The sequence below is a fragment of the Burkholderia sp. LK4 genome (genome assembly GCF_001043615.1).
Taxonomy (GTDB): domain Bacteria; phylum Pseudomonadota; class Gammaproteobacteria; order Burkholderiales; family Burkholderiaceae; genus Burkholderia; species Burkholderia cepacia.
Window position 1 is genome coordinate 1 of the sequence record NZ_LDUL01000005.1, and the last position, 22604, is coordinate 22604.

21 protein-coding genes are annotated in these 22604 nt (G+C 66.2%); 14 read left to right on the forward strand and 7 right to left on the reverse strand.

Features of this window, described 5'->3' with window-relative positions; all coding sequences use genetic code 11:
* Positions 1–468: 468 nt before the first annotated feature.
* Complete coding sequence (locus VK92_RS01785) at positions 469–1245, reverse strand: enoyl-CoA hydratase (RefSeq protein ID WP_021156980.1); 777 nt, start codon at positions 1243–1245, stop codon at positions 469–471.
* Between the two features lie 129 nt (positions 1246–1374).
* On the opposite strand from VK92_RS01785, the gene paaN reads away from it, so the two are divergent.
* From paaN to paaK, 5 genes are all read left to right on the forward strand, one after another.
* Positions 1375–3081 carry a phenylacetic acid degradation protein PaaN gene (paaN, locus tag VK92_RS01790; protein WP_048026356.1) on the forward strand — a complete coding sequence of 569 codons (1707 nt, stop codon included), beginning with the start codon at positions 1375–1377 and terminating at the stop codon, positions 3079–3081.
* 87 nt (positions 3082–3168) lie between these two features.
* Entirely contained in the window at positions 3169–4371 is a 1203-nt protein-coding gene (gene pcaF / locus VK92_RS01795; RefSeq protein WP_048026358.1) for a 3-oxoadipyl-CoA thiolase, read from the forward strand.
* 45 nt (positions 4372–4416) lie between these two features.
* Positions 4417–5208 (forward strand): 2-(1,2-epoxy-1,2-dihydrophenyl)acetyl-CoA isomerase PaaG, encoded by a 792-nt coding sequence (gene paaG, locus VK92_RS01800; RefSeq protein WP_048026360.1) that lies wholly within the window; start codon positions 4417–4419, stop codon positions 5206–5208.
* A 1-nt stretch (position 5209) separates the two neighbouring features.
* Positions 5210–5662, forward strand: a complete 453-nt coding sequence (gene paaI, locus VK92_RS01805) for a hydroxyphenylacetyl-CoA thioesterase PaaI (protein ID WP_048026362.1) — start codon at positions 5210–5212, stop codon at positions 5660–5662.
* Positions 5663–5700: 38 nt separating this feature from the next.
* Complete coding sequence (paaK, locus tag VK92_RS01810) at positions 5701–6999, forward strand: phenylacetate--CoA ligase PaaK (protein ID WP_048026364.1); 1299 nt, start codon at positions 5701–5703, stop codon at positions 6997–6999.
* A gap of 260 nt (positions 7000–7259) precedes the next feature.
* Here the strand turns inward: paaK and mltA are convergent, their stop codons facing one another.
* Positions 7260–8492 (reverse strand): murein transglycosylase A, encoded by a 1233-nt coding sequence (gene mltA / locus VK92_RS01815; RefSeq protein WP_048026376.1) that lies wholly within the window; start codon positions 8490–8492, stop codon positions 7260–7262.
* An 81-nt stretch (positions 8493–8573) separates the two neighbouring features.
* Positions 8574–8948: a Co2+/Mg2+ efflux protein ApaG gene (apaG, locus tag VK92_RS01820; protein ID WP_011350820.1), complete on the reverse strand. Its 375-nt coding sequence runs from the start codon at positions 8946–8948 to the stop codon at positions 8574–8576.
* Between the two features lie 178 nt (positions 8949–9126).
* On the opposite strand from apaG, the gene rpe reads away from it, so the two are divergent.
* From rpe to VK92_RS01860, 8 genes are all read left to right on the forward strand, one after another.
* A complete protein-coding gene (rpe, locus tag VK92_RS01825; protein ID WP_006482066.1) occupies positions 9127–9813 on the forward strand; it encodes a ribulose-phosphate 3-epimerase in 687 nt (228 codons plus the stop codon).
* Between the two features lie 4 nt (positions 9814–9817).
* On the forward strand, positions 9818–10582 hold the full coding sequence (locus VK92_RS01830; protein ID WP_048026367.1) for a phosphoglycolate phosphatase: 765 nt from the start codon (positions 9818–9820) through the stop codon (positions 10580–10582).
* 357 nt (positions 10583–10939) lie between these two features.
* A complete protein-coding gene (gene trpE, locus VK92_RS01835; RefSeq protein WP_048026368.1) occupies positions 10940–12433 on the forward strand; it encodes an anthranilate synthase component I in 1494 nt (497 codons plus the stop codon).
* Positions 12434–12446: 13 nt separating this feature from the next.
* Entirely contained in the window at positions 12447–13037 is a 591-nt protein-coding gene (locus tag VK92_RS01840; RefSeq protein WP_021156971.1) for an aminodeoxychorismate/anthranilate synthase component II, read from the forward strand.
* Between the two features lie 13 nt (positions 13038–13050).
* The gene (trpD, locus tag VK92_RS01845) at positions 13051–14082 is read left to right on the forward strand and encodes an anthranilate phosphoribosyltransferase (RefSeq protein ID WP_048026370.1); all 1032 of its coding nucleotides are present in this window, start codon (positions 13051–13053) and stop codon (positions 14080–14082) included.
* 29 nt (positions 14083–14111) lie between these two features.
* Positions 14112–14897 carry an indole-3-glycerol phosphate synthase TrpC gene (gene trpC, locus VK92_RS01850; protein WP_027788473.1) on the forward strand — a complete coding sequence of 262 codons (786 nt, stop codon included), beginning with the start codon at positions 14112–14114 and terminating at the stop codon, positions 14895–14897.
* The gene (locus VK92_RS01855) at positions 14897–15523 is read left to right on the forward strand and encodes a CYTH domain-containing protein (RefSeq protein ID WP_048026371.1); all 627 of its coding nucleotides are present in this window, start codon (positions 14897–14899) and stop codon (positions 15521–15523) included. Before trpC ends, VK92_RS01855 begins: the two co-directional genes overlap by 1 nt.
* Positions 15524–15535: 12 nt before the next feature.
* Positions 15536–16441 carry a uracil-DNA glycosylase gene (locus tag VK92_RS01860; RefSeq protein WP_021156969.1) on the forward strand — a complete coding sequence of 302 codons (906 nt, stop codon included), beginning with the start codon at positions 15536–15538 and terminating at the stop codon, positions 16439–16441.
* Between the two features lie 115 nt (positions 16442–16556).
* Here the strand turns inward: VK92_RS01860 and VK92_RS01865 are convergent, their stop codons facing one another.
* From VK92_RS01865 to VK92_RS01880, 4 genes are all read right to left on the reverse strand, one after another.
* Positions 16557–17153, reverse strand: coding sequence for an FMN-dependent NADH-azoreductase (locus VK92_RS01865; RefSeq protein WP_048026373.1), 597 nt, complete (start codon positions 17151–17153; stop codon positions 16557–16559).
* Positions 17154–17300: 147 nt separating this feature from the next.
* Positions 17301–19100 (reverse strand): M61 family metallopeptidase, encoded by a 1800-nt coding sequence (locus VK92_RS01870; RefSeq protein ID WP_048026374.1) that lies wholly within the window; start codon positions 19098–19100, stop codon positions 17301–17303.
* 106 nt (positions 19101–19206) lie between these two features.
* Positions 19207–19935, reverse strand: a complete 729-nt coding sequence (locus tag VK92_RS01875; protein ID WP_021156966.1) for a DsbC family protein — start codon at positions 19933–19935, stop codon at positions 19207–19209.
* Between the two features lie 90 nt (positions 19936–20025).
* Positions 20026–21204 carry a UbiH/UbiF family hydroxylase gene (locus VK92_RS01880; protein ID WP_027788478.1) on the reverse strand — a complete coding sequence of 393 codons (1179 nt, stop codon included), beginning with the start codon at positions 21202–21204 and terminating at the stop codon, positions 20026–20028.
* Positions 21205–21451: 247 nt separating this feature from the next.
* Between VK92_RS01880 and ychF the strand changes: the two genes are divergently transcribed.
* Entirely contained in the window at positions 21452–22546 is a 1095-nt protein-coding gene (ychF, locus tag VK92_RS01885) for a redox-regulated ATPase YchF (RefSeq protein WP_021156964.1), read from the forward strand.
* Positions 22547–22604 lie beyond the last annotated feature (58 nt).

Genomic DNA, 22604 nt, shown 5'->3' on the forward strand with positions numbered 1-22604 from the left:
TTAGTGTGAGACTCTTGATACTTTCGCTATCTGATCCGAGGATCAGCTCGCTTCCATCAAGCGCCCACACTTATCGGCTGTTAATTTTTAAAGAGCAATCTGCGAGGAACTTCGTGTTTCTCAGCAGCGCTGCGTTTTCAGCAGCAGAGAAGTGAGATTATGAACCGTGTTTCGCAGTTCGTCAACAACTTTTTACACTACATCGTTGCGACTGCGGGGTTCAACTTCCAGGCCAGCTGCGCGCCCATCACTGCAGCACACCACCAGCTTCGCTTCCCCTTCCGCGCTGCGTTTCCGTTAGCGCGAAAGAGGCGTGATTCTAAGCACCCGCCCTCATCCACGCAAGCCTTTTGTGAAAATTTTTTGAAAAGCCCCCGTGCGCTGGCGCGCACGGGGGCCGGGGCTCAGTGGGCCGGGTTCGACAACCGATACCAGCCAGGCACTGGCCACTTACCTCGGGCGCCTCAATCAGCGGTGCTTGAACACCGGCTTCCGCTTTTCAACGAATGCCGCCATCCCCTCCTTCTGGTCTTCGGTCGCGAACAGCGAATGGAACAGCCGGCGCTCGAAGTGAACGCCCTCGGCCAGCGTCGTCTCGTACGCACGGTTCACCGACTCCTTGACCATCATGACCGCCGGCAGCGAAAACTCGGCGATCGTCGCCGCGGCGGCAATCGCCTCGTCGAGCAGCGTGTCGGCCGGCAGCACACGCGACACGAGCCCCGCACGCTCCGCTTCGGCTGCATCCATGAAGCGGGCCGTCAGGCACATGTCCATCGCCTTAGCCTTCGACACCGCGCGCGGCAGACGCTGCGTACCGCCCGCCCCCGGCATGACGCCCAGCTTGATTTCCGGCTGGCCGAACTTGGCCGTGTCCGCCGCGAAGATGATGTCGCACATCATGGCCAGCTCGCAGCCGCCACCCAGCGCAAAGCCCGACACCGCCGCAATGATCGGCTTGCGAATTTCGCGAACCGTCTCCCAGTTACGTGTGATGTAGTCGCCCCGGTAGGCATCCATATAGGAATAGGTCGCCATCATGCCGATGTCCGCGCCAGCCGCGAACGCCTTCTCGCTCCCGGTCACGACGATCGCGCCGATGCCATCGTCCGCATCGAATGCCTTCAGCGCATCACCCAGTTCATCCATCAGCGCATCGTTCAGCGCATTCAGCGCCTTCGGACGGTTCAGCGTAACCAGCCCGACACGCCCCCGGGTCTCCACCAGGATGTTCTCGTAAGCCATCTATTTCTCCTCGATCAATGAAATGAGAAACGCCTCGCACATGCGAATAGTTTGATGCTACCATTCTCCGACCAACCGGTCGGTTAATTAATCGATCCAACCCCTCTCATCGTCCATCAGGCTGCCGCCATGACCCATGCACTGTTCACGAAGCACGAAGACACGCTGAAGCACGCACTCGCCGCCATCGAGAGCCGCGGGTACTGGAGCCCGTTCGCCGAAATGCCGAGCCCCAAAGTGTACGGGGAAAGCGCGAACGCAGATGGCGAGGCCGCGTTCAAGTCCTACCTCGACAAGACGTTCGCGCTCGACCAACCGGCGTCCGGAGAAACGGTCGGCGCGGAACGGTCGCCGTACGGCATCGCATTGGGCATCCGGTATCCGAAGTCGACGCCCGACGAACTGATCGCCGCCGCTGCCGCCGCGCAGCGTTCATGGCGTGAAGCCGGCCCGAGCGCCTGGATCGGCGTAAGCCTCGAAATCCTCGCGCGCCTGAATCGTACGAGCTTCGAGATCGCCTACAGCGTGATGCACACCACGGGGCAGGCATTCATGATGGCGTTCCAGGCCGGCGGCCCGCACGCGCAGGATCGCGCGCTCGAGGCAGTTGCCTATGCGTGGGACGAACTGCGCCGCATTCCGGCCGATGCGCACTGGGAAAAGCCGCAAGGCAAGAACCCGCCGCTCGCGATGCACAAGCGCTACACGATCGTCCCGCGCGGCACCGGCCTCGTACTCGGCTGCTGCACGTTCCCGACCTGGAACGGCTACCCGGGATTGTTCGCCGATCTGGCCACCGGCAACACCGTGATCGTCAAACCGCATCCGGGCGCGATCCTGCCTCTCGCGATCACGGTCCGGATCGCTCGCGACGTGCTGCGCGAAGCCGGCTTCGATCCGAACGTCGTCACGCTCCTCGCGACCGAACCCAACGACGGCGCACTCGTTCAGGATCTCGCGCTGCGCCCCGAGATCAAGCTGATCGACTTCACCGGCAGCACGCAAAACGGCACGTGGCTCGAGCGCCATGCCCACCAGGCACAGGTCTATACGGAGAAGGCAGGCGTCAACCAGATCGTGATCGACTCGACCGACGACCTGAAGGCCACCGCCAAGAACATCGCGTTCTCGCTGGCGCTGTACTCCGGCCAGATGTGCACGGCACCGCAGAACATCTACGTGCCGCGCGACGGCATCCGGACGGCGGACGGCCATGCGAGCTTCGACGAAGTCGCACAGGCAATCGCCGTTGCGGTACAAAAACTCACCGGCGATCCGGCCCGCTCGGTCGAACTGATCGGCGCGATCCAGAACGAAGGCGTGACCGCACGCATCGACGACGCCCGCCAGCTCGGCCGCGTGCTCGCCGACAGCCTGACCCTCCAGCACCCCGCGTTCCCCGATGCCCGCGTGCGCACACCGCTCGTGCTGCAACTCGACGTGACCGATCGCGAAAAATTCACGCAGGAGTGGTTCGGCCCGATCTCGTTCGTGATCGCAACCGACTCGACCGCGCAGTCGCTCGATCTCGCCGGTGAAATCGCAGCAGAACATGGCGCGCTGACGCTCTCCGTCTACAGTACCGACGAAGCCATCGTCGACGCCGCACACGACGCGGCGGTGCGCGGCGGCGTCGCGCTGTCGATCAACCTGACCGGCGGCGTGTTCGTGAACCAGTCGGCAGCGTTCTCGGATTTCCACGGCACGGGCGCGAACCCGGCAGCCAACGCGGCGCTGGCGGACCCGGCATTCGTCGCCAACCGGTTCCGCGTCGTGCAAAGCCGTGTCCATGTTGCGCCGAAAGCGGCACCCGCGGAAGCCGGTCAACCTGCATAACCCGAATGGTCGACGTGCAAACGCCGCCACGTTCTTTACCATGAACGAATCCGCCACCCGGCGGGTTCGTTGCTCATCGATACGCCCATGACAGACGCCTATATCTGCGACGCGATTCGCACCCCCATCGGCCGCTACGGCGGCGCCCTGAAAGATGTCCGCGCCGACGACCTCGGTGCGGTACCGCTCAAGGCGCTCGTGGAGCGCAACCGCGACGTCGACTGGACGGCGATCGACGACGTGATCTACGGCTGCGCGAACCAGGCCGGTGAGGACAACCGCAACGTCGCGCGCATGTCCGCGCTGCTCGCGGGGCTGCCGACCGACGTGCCCGGCACGACGCTGAACCGCCTGTGCGGCTCCGGGATGGACGCGGTCGGCACTGCTGCGCGCGCGATCAAGGCCGGGGAGGCGCGCCTGATGATCGCGGGCGGCGTCGAGAGCATGACGCGCGCGCCGTTCGTGATGGGCAAGGCCGCGAGCGCATTCGCGCGCCAGGCCGACATCTACGATACGACGATCGGCTGGCGCTTCGTCAATCCGTTGATGAAACAGCTGTATGGCGTCGATTCGATGCCGGAGACGGCCGAGAACGTCGCGGTCGACTACAACATCAGCCGTGCCGACCAGGACCTGTTCGCGCTGCGCAGCCAGCAGAAGGCCGCGCGTGCGCAGCAGGACGGCACGCTCGCCGAGGAAATCGTCGCGGTCACGATTCAGCAGAAGAAAGGCGATCCGGTGGTCGTCTCGCGCGACGAGCATCCGCGCGAAACGTCGCTCGAAGCGCTCGCGAAACTGAAAGGCGTCGTGCGCCCGGACGGTTCGGTAACGGCCGGCAACGCATCGGGCGTCAACGACGGTGCGTGCGCGCTGCTGCTCGCCAATGCACAGGCAGCGGACCAGTACGGCCTGCGCCGCCGCGCACGGGTCGTCGGAATGGCGACGGCCGGCGTCGCGCCGCGCGTGATGGGCATCGGGCCCGCACCGGCCACGCAGAAACTGCTGCGCCAGCTCGGCATGACCATCGACCAGTTCGACGTGATCGAGCTGAACGAGGCGTTTGCGTCGCAAGGTCTGGCGGTGCTGCGCATGCTCGGCGTCGCCGACGACGATCCGCGCGTGAACCCGAACGGCGGCGCAATCGCACTGGGCCATCCGCTCGGCGCATCGGGCGCCCGGCTCGTGACCACGGCCCTCCACCAACTCGAGCGTACGGGCGGCCGCTTTGCGCTCTGTACGATGTGCATCGGCGTCGGCCAGGGTATCGCGATCGCGATCGAACGCGTGTAACCCACGCACCGCGCGCCTATAACGAAGTCATGAAGGAGACACTGCATGTCCTATCAGGCGATTCAGCTGGATATCGATCGCGCCTCGAACGTGGCCACGATTACCCTCAACCGCCCCGACAAGCTGAACAGCTTTACGCGGGCGATGCATCGCGAACTGCAGTCGGCACTCGATGATGTCGAGGCGGCCGGTGCGCGCGCGCTGATCCTGACTGGCGCGGGGCGCGGCTTCTGCGCGGGCCAGGACCTGGCCGATCTCGACTTCACGCCGGGCGCGTCCACCGACCTCGGCGCGCTGATCGACGAGCACTTCAATCCGCTGATCCGCCGCCTGCAGCGTCTGCCGATTCCGGTCATCGCCGCCGTCAACGGCACCGCGGCCGGCGCCGGCGCGAACCTCGCGCTCGCGTGCGATCTCGTGTTCGCCGCCCGATCGAGCAGTTTCATCCAGGCCTTTGTCAAGATCGGGCTCGTACCCGACTCGGGCGGCACATGGTTCCTGCCGCAACGCGTCGGTATGGCACGCGCGCTGGGGCTCGCGCTGACCGGCGACAAGCTCGGCGCCGAACAGGCCGAGCAATGGGGCTTGATCTGGCGCGCGGTCGACGACGACACCCTCGCTGCGTCAGTCCGCCAGCTCGCCACCCAGCTTGCGCAACAGCCGACGCTCGCGATCGCATCGATCAAGCGATCGATGCGCGACAGCGTCACGAACACGCTCGACCAGCAACTCGACCAGGAACGCGACCTGCAGCGCAAGCTCGGTCAGTCGTACGACTATGCGGAAGGCGTGAAGGCGTTCATCGAGAAGCGCGCACCGCGCTTCGAGGGGCGTTGACATGACGGACGCCACTGCCACGCTCGACCCCGACTCGCTCGCCCGTGCCGCCGCGCGAGCCATGTACGACGCCGACGCATGCAGCCGCGCGTTCGGGATGGAAATCGCCGAAGTACGCGCCGGCTACGCGCGCCTGCAAATGCGCGTGCGGCCCGAATTCCTGAACGGGCATCAGACCTGCCATGGCGGGATCATCTTCACGCTGGCCGATTCGACGTTCGCGTTCGCATGCAACTCGTACAACGTGAACGCAGTCGCGGCCGGCTGCTCGATCGAATTCCTGCGCCCCGTGCACGGCGACGACGTGCTGACGGCCGAGGCGATCGAGCAGGCACGCGCCGGCCGCCAAGGGATCTACGACATCCGCGTCACGAACCAGGCCGGAGAAACCGTCGCGATGTTTCGCGGCAAATCCGCCCAGATCAAGGGTACGGTCATCCCGGAAGACCGCTGACGTCGACGGCTCGCACATAACAAACACTGGAGACATGCATGACTACCCCGCTACCGCTCGAGCCGATCGAGACCGCCTCACGCGACGAGCTGACCGCACTGCAGCTCGAACGCCTCAAGTGGTCGCTCCGGCATGCGTATGACCACTCTCCCGTCTATCGTCGCAAGTTCGACGACGCGGGCGTCCATCCGGACGACCTGAAGACGCTCGCCGACCTGTCGCGCTTCCCGTTCACGACGAAGAGCGACCTGCGCGACAGTTACCCGTTCGGGATGTTCGCGGTGCCGCAAGACCAGATCTCGCGCATTCATGCGTCGTCGGGCACGACCGGCAAGCCGACGGTCGTCGGCTATACGGCCGGCGACATCGACACATGGGCGAATCTCGTCGCGCGCTCGATCCGCGCCGCCGGTGCACGCCGCGGCGACAAGGTGCACGTGAGCTACGGCTACGGCCTGTTCACAGGCGGGCTCGGTGCGCACTACGGCGCCGAACGCGCAGGGCTGACCGTGATCCCGTTCGGCGGCGGCCAGACCGAAAAGCAGGTGCAGCTGATCCAGGATTTCCAGCCCGACATCATCATGGTGACGCCGAGCTACATGCTGTCGATCGCCGATGAAATCGAGCGCCAGGGTCTCGATCCCGTGCAGAGTTCGCTTCGCATCGGCATCTTCGGCGCGGAACCGTGGACCAACGACATGCGCGTCGCGATCGAGCAGCGGATGGGCATCGACGCGGTCGACATCTACGGGCTTTCCGAAGTGATGGGCCCCGGCGTCGCGTCCGAATGCGTCGAGACCAAGGACGGCCCGACCATCTGGGAAGACCACTTCTATCCGGAAATCATCGACCCTGAAACCGGCGAAGTGCTTCCGGATGGCGAACTCGGCGAGCTCGTGTTCACGTCGCTGACGAAGGAGGCACTGCCGATCGTCCGCTACCGCACCCGCGACCTCACGCGGCTGCTGCCTGGCACTGCCCGCACGATGCGCCGGATGGAGAAGATCACGGGGCGTTCGGACGACATGATGATCGTGCGCGGTGTCAACGTGTTCCCGACGCAAATCGAGGAGCAGTTGCTCAAGCAGCGCGCGCTCGCACCGCACTATCAGATCGTACTGACGAAGGAAGGCCCGCTCGACGTGCTGACGCTCAATGTCGAGCCCTGTCCGGAGACTGCGCCCGATACGACGGCGATTCATGCGGCCAAACAGGCGCTCGCACACGACATCAAGTCGCTGATCGGCGTGACGGCCGTAATCAACGTGCTGCCCGTGAACGGGATCGAGCGTTCGGTCGGCAAGGCGCGACGCGTCGTCGACAAGCGCAAGGGCTGACGGCAATCCCCGCGCGTGCACGACGTGCGGTGAATCCGCGGCTGCAAATGAAACAGCCCGATCGGCCAACGCCGATCGGGCTGTTTCATTCCGGGCCGCCTCTGGGGCACCCGTCGAGGCGAAAGGCGCGTCACGAAAACTCACGCCGCACGTGGCGCCCTCGCAATCAGCGCGACACGCCCCGCACACTCCATCGCGCCCACGAGTGCACCCTCCGATGCATCGGCAGCGGCGGCCCGGACAACCCGGGCCGCCTCAAGTCACGAGTTCGGGAACAGCAGCCACATCCGGCCGACCTGCTTCATCCGGCCGGCCTGATCGCCTGCGTCGTCGCCGAGCCCCCAGAAATAGTCGGCCCGCACGCCGCCCTTGATCGCGGAGCCCGTATCCTGCGCGAACACGAGCCGGTTCATCGGCGTATTCGTCAGCGGGCGCGTGGTCTGCAGGAACACCGGCGTGCCGAGCGGGATCGACGACGGGTCGACCGCGATCGAGCGTTCCGGCGTCAACGGCACGCCGAGCGCGCCGATCGGGCCGTCCGCGCCGCCGTGCGGCGCATCCTCCTTGGTCGGCATGTCGCGGAAGAACACGAACCGCGGGTTCGTGTCGAGCAACGCGTCGACGCGATTCGGGTTCGCCTTCGCCCACGCCTTGATGCCCTGCATCGTCGCCTGGGCGGGTGTCAGTTCGCCGCGATCGAGCAGCCACTTGCCGATCGAACGGTACGGCTGGTTGTTGGTGCCGCCGAAGCCGACCCGCATCACCGAACCGTCGTCGAGCAACACGCGCCCCGAGCCCTGCACCTGCAGGAAGAACGCCTCGATCGGGTCGTCGACCCACACGAGTTCGTTGCCGTTCAGGATGCCGGCGCGTTCGAGCTGCGCGCGTGCCGGCAGCGCGGCGCCCGCGCGATAACCGGCCGGCCAGCGGTACAGCGCGTACTGATACGGGCCACGACGCACGCGCGAACCATGCAGCAGCGGCTCGTAATAGCCGGTCACCAGCCCGTCGAGCGTACCGTCGGTGTTCGCGAACTGGAACGGCGTGAAATACGTTTCGAAGAATGCCCGCGCACTGCTGACGTCAAGCTCGTCGAGCCGGTCGGCAGCCGCACACGCACGCTGCCAGGCCGGCTGGCGCGCGAGCCGCACGCAGTTCTGCCGCAACGCGGCCGTCGCGCCGATCAGCGAATCATCCTGCCAACCCGGCACCTGCTGCCACGCGACCGGCGTGAGTCGCTTCGCGGCGACCTGCCCCGGCATGATCGCCGCGCCGGTCGGCGGCTTCAGCGACGAAGTCCGCGTCGGCGTGCCGCCGCACGCCGCGAGCAGCGCCGCCGCCGCGACCGCTGCCGCCCACCCGGCCAACCGGGGCCCAAACCACATACAATGTCCGTTCTTGATGGAAACCGCCATGTCAGATTTTCTCGACCAATATCCGATGCTCATCTTTGCGCTCGAAGCCTTCGTAGCGCTTGCCCTGCTGATCTTCATCGTCGTGTGGACGTCGTCGGGCAGAAAGAAGCACGCCCGCGGCAACAACGACCGCCAGCCGCGCTGACGCGCTTCGCACGCTCAATGCAGCGTGCGCGGCATGTGGAGTGCGAACTCGTCGACCGGCGCCTCGAAACGCTCGCCGTCTTCCGCCACGCAGAAGTACGCGCCCCGCATCGTGCCGACCGGCGTCGCGATCACGGCCCAGCTCGTGTATTCGAAGTGCTCGCCCGGCTGCAGCAGCGGCTGGTGCCCGACGACGCCGAGCCCCTTCACTTCCTGCACGTGGTTCTCGCTGTCCGTGATGATCCAGTGACGCGCGATCAGCTGCGCCGCGACTTGTCCCGTGTTGCGGATCGTCAGCGTGTACGCGAATGCGTATTGACGGCGATCGGGGTCGGATTGTTCCGGCAAGTAGCTGGTTTTCACCGAAACGGTGAACTGATACTGACTCATGATGTTTCCGGTGGAAGGTGACTGTCCGTGCCGGCATGGGCAACGGGGCCGCGGGCGCGCCGCATTGGTTCGGCATTCTATGCGCAATCGGGCCTCGGCCGCACGGCCCGCCGCCGCGCACCGGGTCGCCGGACGGTAGAATGACGGTTTTGCGCCGCAACGTCCCCGCTCCCCTGCCATGACCCAATTCCGTATCGCTCCCAGCATCCTGTCGGCCGATTTCGCACGGCTCGGCGAAGAAGTCCGCAACGTCGTCGCTGCCGGCGCCGACTGGATCCACTTCGACGTGATGGACAACCATTATGTGCCGAACCTGACGATCGGCCCGCTCGTGTGCGAAGCGATCCGCCCGCACGTGCAGGTGCCGATCGACGTGCACCTGATGGTGCGCCCGGTCGACCGGATCGTGCCCGATTTTGCGAAGGCCGGCGCCAACCTGATCAGCTTCCACCCGGAAGGCTCCGATCACATCGACCGCACGCTGTCGCTGATCCGTGACCACGGCTGCAAGGCCGGTCTCGTGTTCAATCCGGCGACGCCGCTGAACTACCTCGATCACGTGATGGATCGCCTCGACTTCGTGCTGCTGATGTCGGTCAACCCGGGCTTCGGCGGCCAGTCGTTCATCCCGGAAACGCTGAACAAGCTGCGCGAAGCACGCGCACGCATCGACGCGTACACCGAGCGCACCGGCCGCGAGATCCTGCTCGAAGTCGACGGCGGCGTAAAAGCCGACAACATCGCGGAAATCGCGGCGGCCGGGGCCGACACCTTCGTCGCGGGTTCGGCGATCTTCGGCAAGCCCGACTACCGCAAGGTGATCGACGAGATGCGCGCCGCGCTCGCTACCGTCGAGCGGAGCTGACGCCGTGGCCGATTCGTCGCTCGCCGGCCATGCGCCGGCCGGGGCCGCAGCTGAAGCCGCCCCGATCCGCTTCGCCGCGCCGCGCATCGACGCGGCGCTGATCGATCTCGACGGCACGATGGTCGACACGGCCGACGATTTCACGGCCGGCCTGAACGGGATGCTCGCGCAGCTCGGCGCGCCGGCCACGTCGCGTGACGAGGTGATCGGCTACGTCGGCAAGGGCTCCGAACACCTGGTCCAGAGCGTGCTGAAACCACGCTTCCCGGCCGACGAAGCGCACGCGCGCTTCGACGATGCACTGGCGATCTACCAGACCGAATACGCGAAGATCAACGGCCGCCACACGCGCCTTTATCCGGACGTAGCCGCCGGCCTCGACGCGTTGCGTGCGGCCGGCATCCGGCTCGCGTGCGTGACGAACAAGCCGCATCGCTTCGCCGTCGAACTGCTCGAGCAATACGGGCTGGCCGATTGCTTCGGCGTCGTGCTCGGCGGCGACAGCGTCGCGCGCAAGAAGCCCGATCCGCTGCCGATGCTGACGGCCTGCAGCGCGCTCGGCGTCGCTCCGGATGCGGCAGTCGCGATCGGCGACTCGGAAAACGATGCGCTGGCCGGCCGCGCGGCCGGGATGGCGACGCTGACTGTGCCGTACGGCTACAACCACGGCAAAGCTATACAAACGATAAATTCGGATGGTATAGTCGATTCGTTGCTGGTCGCAGCTCGCGCAATTACCGCGCACAACACCGGCCGGCCAACCATCTGATTATTTCTTCCATCTGCATGTTTCTGAATAAAAAACGGAGTCTGAGCAGCATCGACCGGGGAGCCTGGCCCTGGCGTCGCTGGTCGCGCTAACCTCTTCGATGAGGTACGCTGAAGCACGTCTTCAGCGCCGTTTTTTATCTCGCTGCGCATCCGCGCGCCGACCGTCGCACCACCTCGAGTTCCACCGCGTCCGAACGCTTGCGTTCAGGATCGGCCGCAGGCTCGCGACGTTCACGCCCGGAGTGCCGGCCGGCAACAGGCACTTCTCGATCGACCGCCCTTTCGCCGACGGCAACCCGCGCAGCGTCAAGTGATCCCTGGCGCACGCGCCGCTCGTCCCGAACAGGACCGGAACATGACCGAACTCGAATTCCAATCGCTCGCGAACGAAGGCTACAACCGCATCCCGCTGATCGCGGAAGCCCTCGCCGATCTCGAAACGCCGCTGTCCCTCTACCTGAAGCTGGCCCAGCCCGAACGCGCGGGCGCCAACTCGTTCCTGCTGGAATCGGTGGTCGGCGGCGAACGCTTCGGCCGCTACTCGTTCATCGGCCTGCCGGCCCGCACGCTCGTCCGCACCCGTAACGGCGTGTCGGAAGTCGTGCGCGACGGCCAGGTCGTCGAGACGCATGACGGTGACCCGTTCCAGTTCATCGAATCGTTCCAGGCGCGCTTCAAGGTGGCTCAGCGCCCGGGCCTGCCGCGCTTCTGCGGCGGTCTCGCCGGTTATTTCGGCTACGACGCGGTGCGCTACATCGAGAAGAAGCTCGCGAACACCGCGCCGCGCGACGATCTCGGCCTGCCAGACATCCAGTTGCTGCTGACCGAGGAAGTCGCGGTCATCGACAACCTCGCCGGCAAGCTGTACCTGATCATCTACGCGGACCCGAGCCAGGCCGAAGCCTATACGAAGGCGAAACAGCGCCTGCGCGAACTGAAACAGCGCCTGCGCACGACCGTGCAGCCGCCCGTCACGTCAGCGAGCGTGCGCACCGAAACCTTCCGCGAGTTCAAGAAAGACGACTATCTGGCCGCCGTGCGCCAGGCGAAGGAATACATCGCGGCCGGCGAGCTGATGCAGATCCAGGTCGGCCAGCGGCTGACGAAGCCGTACCGCGACAATCCGCTGTCGCTGTATCGTGCGCTGCGTTCGCTGAACCCGTCGCCGTACATGTACTACTACAACTTCGGCGATTTCCACGTGGTCGGCGCGTCGCCGGAAATCCTCGTGCGCCAGGAGAAGCGCGGCGAAGACCAGATCGTCACGATCCGTCCGCTCGCCGGCACGCGCCCGCGCGGCAACACGCCCGAGCGCGATGCGGAACTCGCGACCGAACTGCTCAACGATCCGAAGGAAATCGCCGAGCACGTGATGCTGATCGACCTCGCGCGCAACGACGTCGGCCGCATCGCGGAGATCGGCTCGGTGCAGGTGACCGACAAGATGGTCATCGAGAAATACTCGCACGTGCAGCACATCGTCAGCTCGGTCGAAGGCAAGCTGAAACCCGAGATGACGAACTACGACGTGCTGCGCGCGACGTTCCCGGCGGGCACGTTGTCCGGCGCGCCGAAGGTGCGCGCGATGGAACTGATCGACGAGCTCGAGCCGGTCAAGCGCGGGTTGTACGGCGGCGCCGTCGGCTACCTGTCGTTCTCGGGCGAGATGGATCTCGCGATCGCGATCCGCACGGGCCTGATCCACAACGGCAACCTGTACGTGCAAGCGGCGGCCGGCGTCGTCGCGGATTCGGTGCCCGAATCCGAATGGCAAGAGACCGAGAACAAGGCGCGCGCAGTGCTGCGTGCGGCCGAACAGGTCCAGGACGGCCTCGATAGCGACTTCTGACCGGAGACTGACCATGCTGCTCATGATCGACAACTACGATTCGTTTACCTACAACCTGGTCCAGTACTTCGGCGAACTCGGCGAGGACGTGCGCACCTACCGCAACGACGAAATCACGCTCGACGACATCGCGCGCCTGAACCCCGACACCATCTGCCTGTCGCCCGGGCCGAGCAATCCGCAGCACGCGGGCATCACGCTCGACGTGCTGCGCGAATTCGCGGGCAAAAAGCCGATCCTCGGCGTCTGCCTCGGCCATCAGGCGATCGGCGAAGCGTTCGGCGGTCGCGTCGTGCGCGCGAAGACCATCATGCACGGCAAGGTAAGCAAGATCGAAACCGACTGCCGCGGCGTGTTCGCCGACCTGCCGAAGCATTTCGACGTCACCCGCTACCACTCGCTCGCGATCGAGCGCGAATCGCTGCCCGACTGCCTCGAGGTGTCCGCGTGGACCGACGACGGCGAGATCATGGGCGTGCGCCACAAGACGCTGCCGGTCGAAGGCGTGCAGTTCCATCCGGAATCGATCCTGTCCGAGCATGGCCATGCACTGCTCGAGAATTTCCTGAAACAGGCACGCGCCGCAGCCGCGCAAGCCGCCTGACGGGAGCCTCACGATGACGATTACCCCGCAGGAAGCGCTGCAGCGCACGATCGAACACCGCGAAATCTTCCACGACGAGATGCTGCACCTGATGCGGCTCATCATGCGCGGCGACATGTCGCCCGTGATGGCGGCCGCGATCATCACCGGGCTGCGCGTGAAGAAGGAGACGATCGGCGAGATCGCCGCCGCCGCGACCGTGATGCGCGAATTCGCGAATCACGTCGAGGTGCAGGACAACTCGAACTTCGTCGACATCGTCGGCACCGGCGGCGACGGCTCGCACACGTTCAACATCTCGACCGCGTCGATGTTCGTCACGGCCGCGGCCGGCGCGAAGGTCGCGAAGCACGGCAACCGCGGCGTGTCGAGCAAGTCCGGCAGCGCCGACGTGCTCGAGGCGCTCGGCGTGAACATCGACCTGCAGTCGGAGCAGGTCGCCGCGTCGATCGCCGAGACGGGCATGGGCTTCATGTTCGCGCCGAACCATCACCCGGCGATGAAGAACATCGCGGCCGTGCGCCGCGAGCTCGGCGTGCGCACGATCTTCAACATCCTCGGCCCGCTGACCAATCCGGCCGGCGCGCCGAACCAGCTGATGGGCGTGTTCCACCCCGACCTCGTCGGCATCCAGGTGCGCGTGATGCAGCGTCTCGGCGCGCAGCACGTGCTCGTCGTGTACGGCAAGGACGGGATGGACGAGGTTTCGCTCGGCGCTGCGACGCTCGTCGGCGAACTGCGCGACGGCAACGTGCACGAATACGAGATCCATCCGGAAGATTTCGGCCTGCAGATGGTGTCGAACCGCACGCTGAAGGTGGAAAATGCCGACGAATCGCGCACGATGCTGCTCGGCGCGCTGGACAACCAGCCGGGCGTCGCGCGCGAGATCGTCACGCTGAACGCGGGCACCGCACTCTATGCGGCGAACGTCGCCGAATCGATCGCGGACGGCATCCAGCTCGCCCGCGAAGCGATCGCGAGCGGCAAGGCCCGCGCGAAAGTCGACGAACTCGTGCGCTTCACGCAGCAGTTCAAGCGCTGACTCCCATTACGAATCAAGCAGGAACCCACATGAGCGACATTCTCGACCGAATCATCGCCGTCAAGCGCGAAGAAGTCGCGGCGGCCATGCGCAGCGCGCCGCTCGAGGCACTGAAACTGGAAGCCTCCGCGCGCGACCTGCGCGACTTCGTCGGCGCACTGCGCGCGAAGCACGCAGCCGGCCACGCGGCCGTGATTTCCGAAATCAAGAAGGCCAGCCCGTCGAAGGGCGTGCTGCGCGAGCATTTCGTGCCGGCCGACATCGCCCGTTCGTATGCGGAGCACGGCGCCGCGTGCCTGTCGGTGCTGACCGACGAGCAGTTCTTCCAGGGCAGCGTCCGCTATCTCGAGGAAGCACGCGCGGCCTGCACGCTGCCGGTGCTGCGCAAGGACTTCATCGTCGACGCGTACCAGATCGTGGAAGCGCGCGCGATGGGCGCGGACGCGATCCTGCTGATCGCCGCCGCGCTCGACACGCCGCTGATGCAGGATCTCGAAGCGTATGCTCACTCGCTCGGCCTCGCGGTGCTGGTCGAAGTGCACGACCGCAACGAGATGGAACAGGCGCTGACGCTCAAGACGCCGCTGCTCGGCATCAACAACCGCAACCTGCGCACGTTCGAGACGTCGATCCAGACCACGCTCGACATGCTCGACATGATTCCGGCGGACCGCATCGTCGTGACCGAGTCGGGGATCCTGTCGCGCACCGATGTCGACACGATGCGCGCGGCGAACGTGAACACGTTCCTCGTCGGAGAAGCGTTCATGCGTGCCGACCAGCCGGGCGAGGAACTCGCACGGATGTTCTTCTGATGGCGATCGAAAAGGAAATCAAGCTCGCGCTGCCGGCCGGCCAGGCCGAGGCCGCGCGACGCTTCTTCGAGACGCTGACCGGCGAACCCGGCCACGACATCACGCTCGCGAACGTCTACTACGACACACCCGATCTCGCGCTGGCCCGCTCGAAGAGCGCGGTGCGCGTGCGCCGCGCGCCGCAGGGCTGGCTGCAGACGTTCAAGACGGTCGGCAGCGCGGAAGGCGGCCTGCACCGCCGCCACGAATGGGAGCTGCCGGTCGCCGGCGACGCGCTCGAGATCGATGCGCTCGTCGCGGCCTGCGACGTGCCGGAGGCCGCCGCCGCGCTGAATGACGCTGCCGGCGCGCTGCGTGCGCTGTTCCGCACGGATTTTTCGCGTACGCTGTGGCGCATCGCAATCGGCGGCGCAACCGTCGAAGCCGCGGTGGACATCGGCGAGATCGTCGTCCAGGCGGAACACGAAACGCGCCGCGAACCGATCAGCGAAATCGAACTCGAACTGATCGACGGCCCGGAAGCGGCGCTCGCAACGCTCGCCGCCGAACTGCAGCAGGCGCTGCCGGGCCTCGCTCCCGAAAACATCAGCAAGGCGCAGCGCGGCTACCGGCTGCGCGCGCAATAACACGCATCACGCATGGCAACCCGCAAGACTTCCCGCGCGCCGCAACAGGCGTCGCTGTTCGACGATCCCGTGCCGGAAACGGCACCGGCCGATCTTCCGTCCCCGCCTTCCGAGCCGCCCGCGGCCGGGCGCAAGCCTGCCAAGAAAACCGCTGCATCGGCTGCGGCACCGGCGGCCCCGCAGCCTGCCGCCGCCAACGTTCCGCACCTCGCCGCGCAATTCGACGCGCTGCCTGCCGTCTGGCGCGACGTGCTGAAGCCCTTTACCGACAGCGACGCGTATGCGCCGCTGTGCCGCTTCGTCGACGACGAGCGCGCGGCCGGCAAGACCGTCTACCCGACCGACGTGTTCCGCGCGCTGCGCCTGACGAGCCCGGACGACGTGAAAGTCGTGATCCTCGGCCAGGATCCGTATCACGGCGACGATCGCGGCACGCCGCAGGCGCACGGGCTCGCGTTCTCGGTGCCGCCCGCCGTGCGCACGCCGCCGTCGCTGCGCAACATCTTCAAGGAAATCGCCGCGAACTTCGGTCATGACACGCCGCGCCACGGCTGCCTCGACACCTGGGCGCGCCAGGGCGTGCTGCTGCTCAACACGGTGCTGACGGTCGAGCGCGGCGCGGCCGCGAGCCATGCGAAGCGCGGCTGGGAGCAGTGCACGGACACGCTGATCCGCGAACTCGCCGGCCGCCATCGCGGGCTCGTGTTCATGCTGTGGGGCGCACACGCGCAGGCGAAGCGCGCACTGTTCGACGCAAGCGCGCATTGCGTGCTCGAGGCGCCGCATCCGTCGCCGCTGTCCGCGCACCGCGGTTTCCTCGGTTGCCGCCATTTCGCGCTCGCGAACGATTATCTGGTCGACGCCGGCCGCGAGCCGATCGACTGGCGCCTGCCGGAAGTGGCCGAAACGCTTGCGTAACGCGCTGCCGGTTCCTTCGAGCCGGCAAGCATGCAAAAACGCCGCGTCCCTTTCGGGAACGCGGCGTTTTTTATCGGGCGATGCAGCAGGTGCGTCGCACCCGCTTCGGCCTTCCTTACGCGGCGGCGATCGCTTCGCGTGCGCTGGCGAGCGCGGCGCTCTGCGCGTCCGGCCCGAGGTTCAGGCCTTCAGCGTGAATGAAGTTCACGTCGGTCAGGCCGATGAAGCCGAGGAACGAGCGCAGGTACGGCGTCTGGCTGTCGTTCGGCGTACCCAGGTACTTGCCGCCGCGGGCCGTCACCACGTGAACCTTCTTGCCCTTGATCAGGCCTTCCGGACCGTTCTCGGTGTAGCGGAACGTGACGCCTGCACGGGCGATCCAGTCGAAATACGCCTTCAGTTGCGACGACACGCCGAAGTTGTACATCGGTGCGCCGATCACGATGATGTCGGCCGCTTGCAGTTCGGCGATCAGTGCATCGCTCTTCGCGACGATCGCATTCTGTTCCGCGGTGCGCTTGTCGGCCGGCGTGAAGAACGCGCCGAGCACCGATTCGTCGAGGTGCGGCAGCGCATCGGCGAGCAGGTCGCGAACCACGACGTTCGCGCCGGGGTTCGATTGTTGCAGCTTTGCCGTCAGTTCGTTGGCCAGCAGCGTGGATTGCGCACCTTGCGAACGCGCCGCGGAATTGATTTGCAGAATGGTCGTCATGTCAGGCTCCAGTAGGGTTGCGCTTCGGTAGCGCGAGTGACGCCATTGTGCGTGGCCGCATGACCGCGAAAAAGCGGGTTCAGGGCGACGGATTGTTGCAACAACAGAACAATCCTCGATCGCGCCCCGATACCCGCCTTCGTAGGATCAGCCCTTCAGCCAGGCTTCCCGGGCCTTCGATGCCGCCGCCGGCTTCGCGGCCGCCGTCAGCCGGTAGCGCGTGACTTCGGGGCCGTCGAGCTTCAGTTTCGCGGTGCGCAGCTCGTCGCGACGGAATGCGTGAACCTCGACCTTGTCGCCCGGCCGGTAGCGCGCGAGCAGCGCGTCGAGGTTGGTGCCCGTGACGCGCAGCCCGTCGACCGCGATCAGCGTGTCGCCGGCCGACAGCCCCGCGCGATGCGCGGCGCCGCCTTCGTAGACCGCCGCGAACGTGCAGTCCGCGCCGCCGCGCAGGCGTGCGCCGATCGTCGGTTTCGCGGCCGCGCCGTTCGCGACATCCGGCGTGAGCGTCACGCCGAACGGTGCGAGCAGCTCGGCGAGCGGCAGGTCGCGCGTGCCGTGCACGGCATCGGTGAACAGGCGGCCGAGCGCGACGCCCGTCGCTTCCTCGATCAGCGTCTCGACTTCGTTCTCCTCGACACCCGCCTGCTTGCCGCGGTAGAAATCGCGGCCGTAGCGCTGCCACAGCAGGCGCATCACGTCGTCGAGCGACTTCCGGTTGCGCGTCTGCGCGCGGATCGCGAGATCGAACGCGAGCGCGACCAGCGAACCCTTCGTGTAATAGCTGACGATCGCGTTGGTCGCGTTCTCGTCCTGGCGGTAGTACTTGATCCAAGCGTCGAACGAGCTTTCCGCGACGCTTTGCTTGAGCCGGCCCGTGCCGCGCAGCACGCCGCCGACCGTGCGGCCGAGCGCCGCGAAATATTCGTCCTGCGACATCAGCCCGCTGCGCACCAGCATCAGGTCGTCGTAATACGACGTGAAGCCTTCGAACAGCCACAGCAGCGACGTGTAATTCTCGCGCGTCAGGTCGTACGGCACGAACGCCGCCGGCTTGATGCGCTTCACGTTCCAGGTATGGAAGTACTCGTGACTGCAGAGACCGAGGTACGTGCGATAGCCTTCCGTCGTTTCGGGCCGCCCCTTCACCGGCAGGTCGGTGCGGTTGCAGATCAGCGCGGTCGACGCGCGATGCTCGAGGCCGCCGTAACCGTCGCTGACCGCAAGCGTCATGAACACGTAGCGGTCCATCGGCGCCTTCTTCGATTTCGGCTCGAACAGCGCGATCTGTGCTTCGCACACGCGCTTCAGGTCGGTGCGCAGGCGCTCCATGTCGAGCTGCGCCACTCGCCCCGCGATCACGATGTCGTGCGGCACGCCGTGCGCGTCGAACGTCGCCAGCGCGAATTCGCCGATCGTCACCGGATGATCGGAAAGCTCGTCGTAGTTCGACGCGCGGTACGCGCCGAACCCGTAGCGCTTCGTGCCGCGCGCCTCGGGCAACGCGGTGCCGACACGCCACGCGCGGAACGCCGCGCCGGCCGGCTTCCCGATGTCGACTTCACACGGCGCGTCCTCGCGGCCGGCAACGCTCAGGAACACGGCCGTCGCGTTGAAGAAGCCGCCCGATTCGTCGAGATACGCGGAGCGCACCGACAGGTCCCACGCGTACACGTCGTAACGCAGCGTCAGCGTGCCGTTCACGGGTGCGGCCTGCCACGTGTGCTTGTCGGTCTTTGCGATCCGCACCTTGCGGCCCGCGTCGTTGAATGCGCCGAGCGTCACGATGTTGCGCGCGAACTCGCGCACGAGGTAGCTGCCCGGAATCCACACCGGCAGCGAAAAGCGCTGGCCTTCGGGGTCGGGATCGGTGACCGTCACCGACACTTCGAACAGGTGCGCGGCAAGATCTTTCGGGACAATCGAATAGCGGATCGGCTGGGTCATCGTGGCAATCGGACGGTCGAATACGGCGGCGGAAACGAAGAGAGGCGCCGGCAGGTCACGCGGGCGCCCCTCGCTGGCCGGGCCATGCGGCCCGGCGGATGGTCGGTTACTTGCTCGACGCGAGCGCCTGGTTGAGCTGGTCGGCAGATACGGCGCCCGGCAGGCGGCGGCCGTCCGGCAGGAAGATCGTCGGTGTACCCGTGACGTTCATCCCGCGGCCGAGCGCGAGGTTCTTGTCGAGTGCGGCGGTATCGCAGGTACCGGCGCCGGTCGGTGCGCGATGGTCGAGCATCCAGCTCTCCCACGTTTTCGCGCGATCGGTCGCACACCAGATCGCCTTCGACTTCGCGGTCGAATCCGGCGACAGCACCGGGTACAGGAACGTGTAGACCGTTACGTTGTCGACCGACTGCAGCGTCGTCTCGAGCTTCTTGCAGTACGGGCAGTTCGGATCGGAGAACACCGCGATCTTGCGGGCGCCGTTGCCCTTGACGACCTTGATCGCATTCGCGAACGGCAGGCTCGCGAAGTCGATCTTGTTGATTTCGGACAGGCGGGCGTCGGTCAGGTTCTTGTGCGTCTTGGTGTCGACGAGATCGCCGAGCAGCACGTAGTCGCCCGCCGCATCGCTATAGATGATCTGCGAGCCGAGGTTCACTTCGTACAGGCCCGCGACCGGCGATTTCGACACGCTCTTGATCGGCGCATCGTTGCCGAGGCGGGCCTGCAGCGTGGCTTTCAGCTTGTCGGTGGTCTGGTCGGCCTGCGCGGTGCAGCCAAGCGTCGCCATCGTGACGGCCAGCGCCAGCGACGCGATGCGGATCGTTTTTTTCATCGAAATCTTCCTTCAGCTCAATCGGTGTTCACGGCACAGTGTACGCCGTAACGGAACCGTGTCCGACCGGCGAAGCGGCCGAAGGTTCGATCAGCCGAGCGCGGCCGACACGAGCCAGCGCTTCACGAGCGGCTGCGCACCGACGAAGGCCATGCCCGCATTGCGCACGGCCTTCGCGAGCGAGCCCGGCACCGCGAACAGCCGCTGCAGGCCGTCGGTTGCGACCATCAGCGCGCGGATGTCCTCGCGGCGCGAACGCTCGTAGCGGCGCAGCAGCACCGTATCGCCGAGGTTGCGGAAGCTTTCCTTGCCGGCGATCGCATCGGCAAGCGCCGCCACATCGCGCAGGCCGAGGTTCATCCCCTGCCCCGCGAGCGGGTGGATCAGGTGCGCGGCATCGCCGACGAGCGCGACGCGCGGCGCGATCAGCTTGTCGACCGTCTGCAGCGCCAGCGGGAAGCCGGCGGCCGGTGTCACGCAGTCGAGCGTGCCGACCTGGCCATGAGACACGCGCTCGACCTCGGCCGCGAGCTGCGCCGGATCGAGTGCGAGCAATTCATCCGCATGTGCGGTGTGCGCGGACCAGACGAGCGACACATGGCCGTCCGGCAGCGGCAGAAGCGCGACGATCTCGCCTTCGTGGAACCACTGGTAGGCCGTCTCGCGATGCGGCAGCGACGCCTTGAAGTTCGCGACGACCCCGGTTTGCCGGTAGTCGCGCCGTTCGACTTTGGCCCCCATTTGCGAGCGCACCCACGAATGCGCGCCGTCCGCGCCGACGACGAGATCCGCTTCCAGCACCTGCCCCGACGACAGCGTGAGCACGGCTGCGTCGTCGTGTACGTCGAAGCCCTGCGCGCGCGCCTCGAACCAAGTGAGGTTCGGCTGAAACCGCAGCGCGGCGTCGAGCGACGCCTCGACCAGCGACGATTCGGCGATCCACGCGAGCTGCGGCACGGATGCCTGGTACGCGGAAAAATGCAGTTCCGCGTGCGCATCGCCGTACACGCGCATGTCGTAGACCGGTGCGAGGCGGCCATGGTCGAGCGCCTGCCAGACCCGCAGCCGCTCGAGCAACGCCTGCGAACTGGAAGACAGCGCGTAGACGCGCGTGTCGAATACGAGATCGGCGGGGCGCGGCGCGGCCGGCTGGGCGAGCAAGGCAGTCTTGTAGCCGGACTGGGTCAGCGCGAGCGCGGCAGTCTTGCCGACGAGCCCGCCGCCGACCACGGCGACGTCGAAGGAGTGGTGGGCAGTCATGGCGGGCATTATAGCCGCGGGGCCAAACCCTTACGCGGCCGGACTTTGCGGGAAATCAGCAGAATCGCAGGCGGCCGATGCAGCGCGGCGGCCCGCCGCATCGGCCGTGCTGCGCCGGCTCGCAATCCGGGGGCGCCGGCACGGTACAATAGCGTCTTTGACCGTCGGCCCGCCGCGCCCCAAGCGCCGGCCGCCCTTTTTTCCCGCGCCGCCGTGCCCTGTCCGGCCGCGCCGCCTTACCCGTCCGAAGGATTCCATGAGTCTCAAATGCGGCATCGTCGGCTTGCCCAACGTCGGCAAGTCCACCCTGTTCAATGCGCTGACCAAGGCCGGCATCGCCGCCGAGAACTACCCGTTCTGCACGATCGAGCCGAACGTCGGCATCGTCGAAGTGCCCGATACGCGCCTGAAGGCACTCTCCGAGATCGTCAAGCCGGAGCGTGTCGTGCCGGCCGTCGTCGAGTTCGTCGACATCGCGGGCCTCGTCGCAGGCGCGAGCAAGGGTGAAGGCCTCGGCAACCAGTTCCTCGCCAACATTCGCGAAACCGATGCAATCACGCACGTCGTGCGCTGCTTCGAGGACGAGAACGTCATTCACGTCGCCGGCAAGGTCAGCCCGATCGACGACATCGAAGTGATCAATACCGAACTCGCGCTCGCCGACCTCGGCACCGTCGAGAAGGCGCTCACGCGCTATTCGAAGGCCGCGAAGTCGGGCAACGACAAGGAAGCGGCGAAGCTCGTCGCCGTGCTCGAGAAGGTGCGCGCGCAGCTCGACCAGGGCAAGGCCGTGCGCGGCCTCGCGCTGTCGGACGACGAAGAGGCGCTGCTCAAGCCGTTCTGCCTGATCACCGCGAAGCCGGCCATGTACGTGGCCAACGTGAAGGACGACGGTTTCGAGAACAACGCGCACCTGGATGCCGTGCGCAAGTACGCGGAAAGCGAAAATGCGCCGGTGGTCGCCGTGTGCGCGGCGATCGAGGCGGAAATCGCCGATCTCGACGATGCCGACAAGGAAGCATTCCTCGCCGACATGGGCATGGAAGAGCCGGGCCTCGACCGCGTGATCCGCGCGGGCTTCAAGCTGCTCGGCCTGCAGACCTACTTCACCGCGGGCGTGAAGGAAGTGCGCGCGTGGACGATCCATATCGGCGATACGGCGCCGCAGGCGGCCGGCGTGATCCACACCGACTTCGAGCGCGGCTTCATCCGCGCGCAGACGATCGCGTTCGACGACTTCATCACGTACAAGGGTGAACAGGGCGCGAAGGAAGCCGGCAAGATGCGCGCGGAAGGAAAGGAATATGTCGTGCACGACGGCGACGTGATGAACTTCCTGTTCAACGTCTGAGCGTTACATCGAGATCTCAATGAAAGGCCCGCTGCAGCGGTAATGCCGTTCAGTTAAG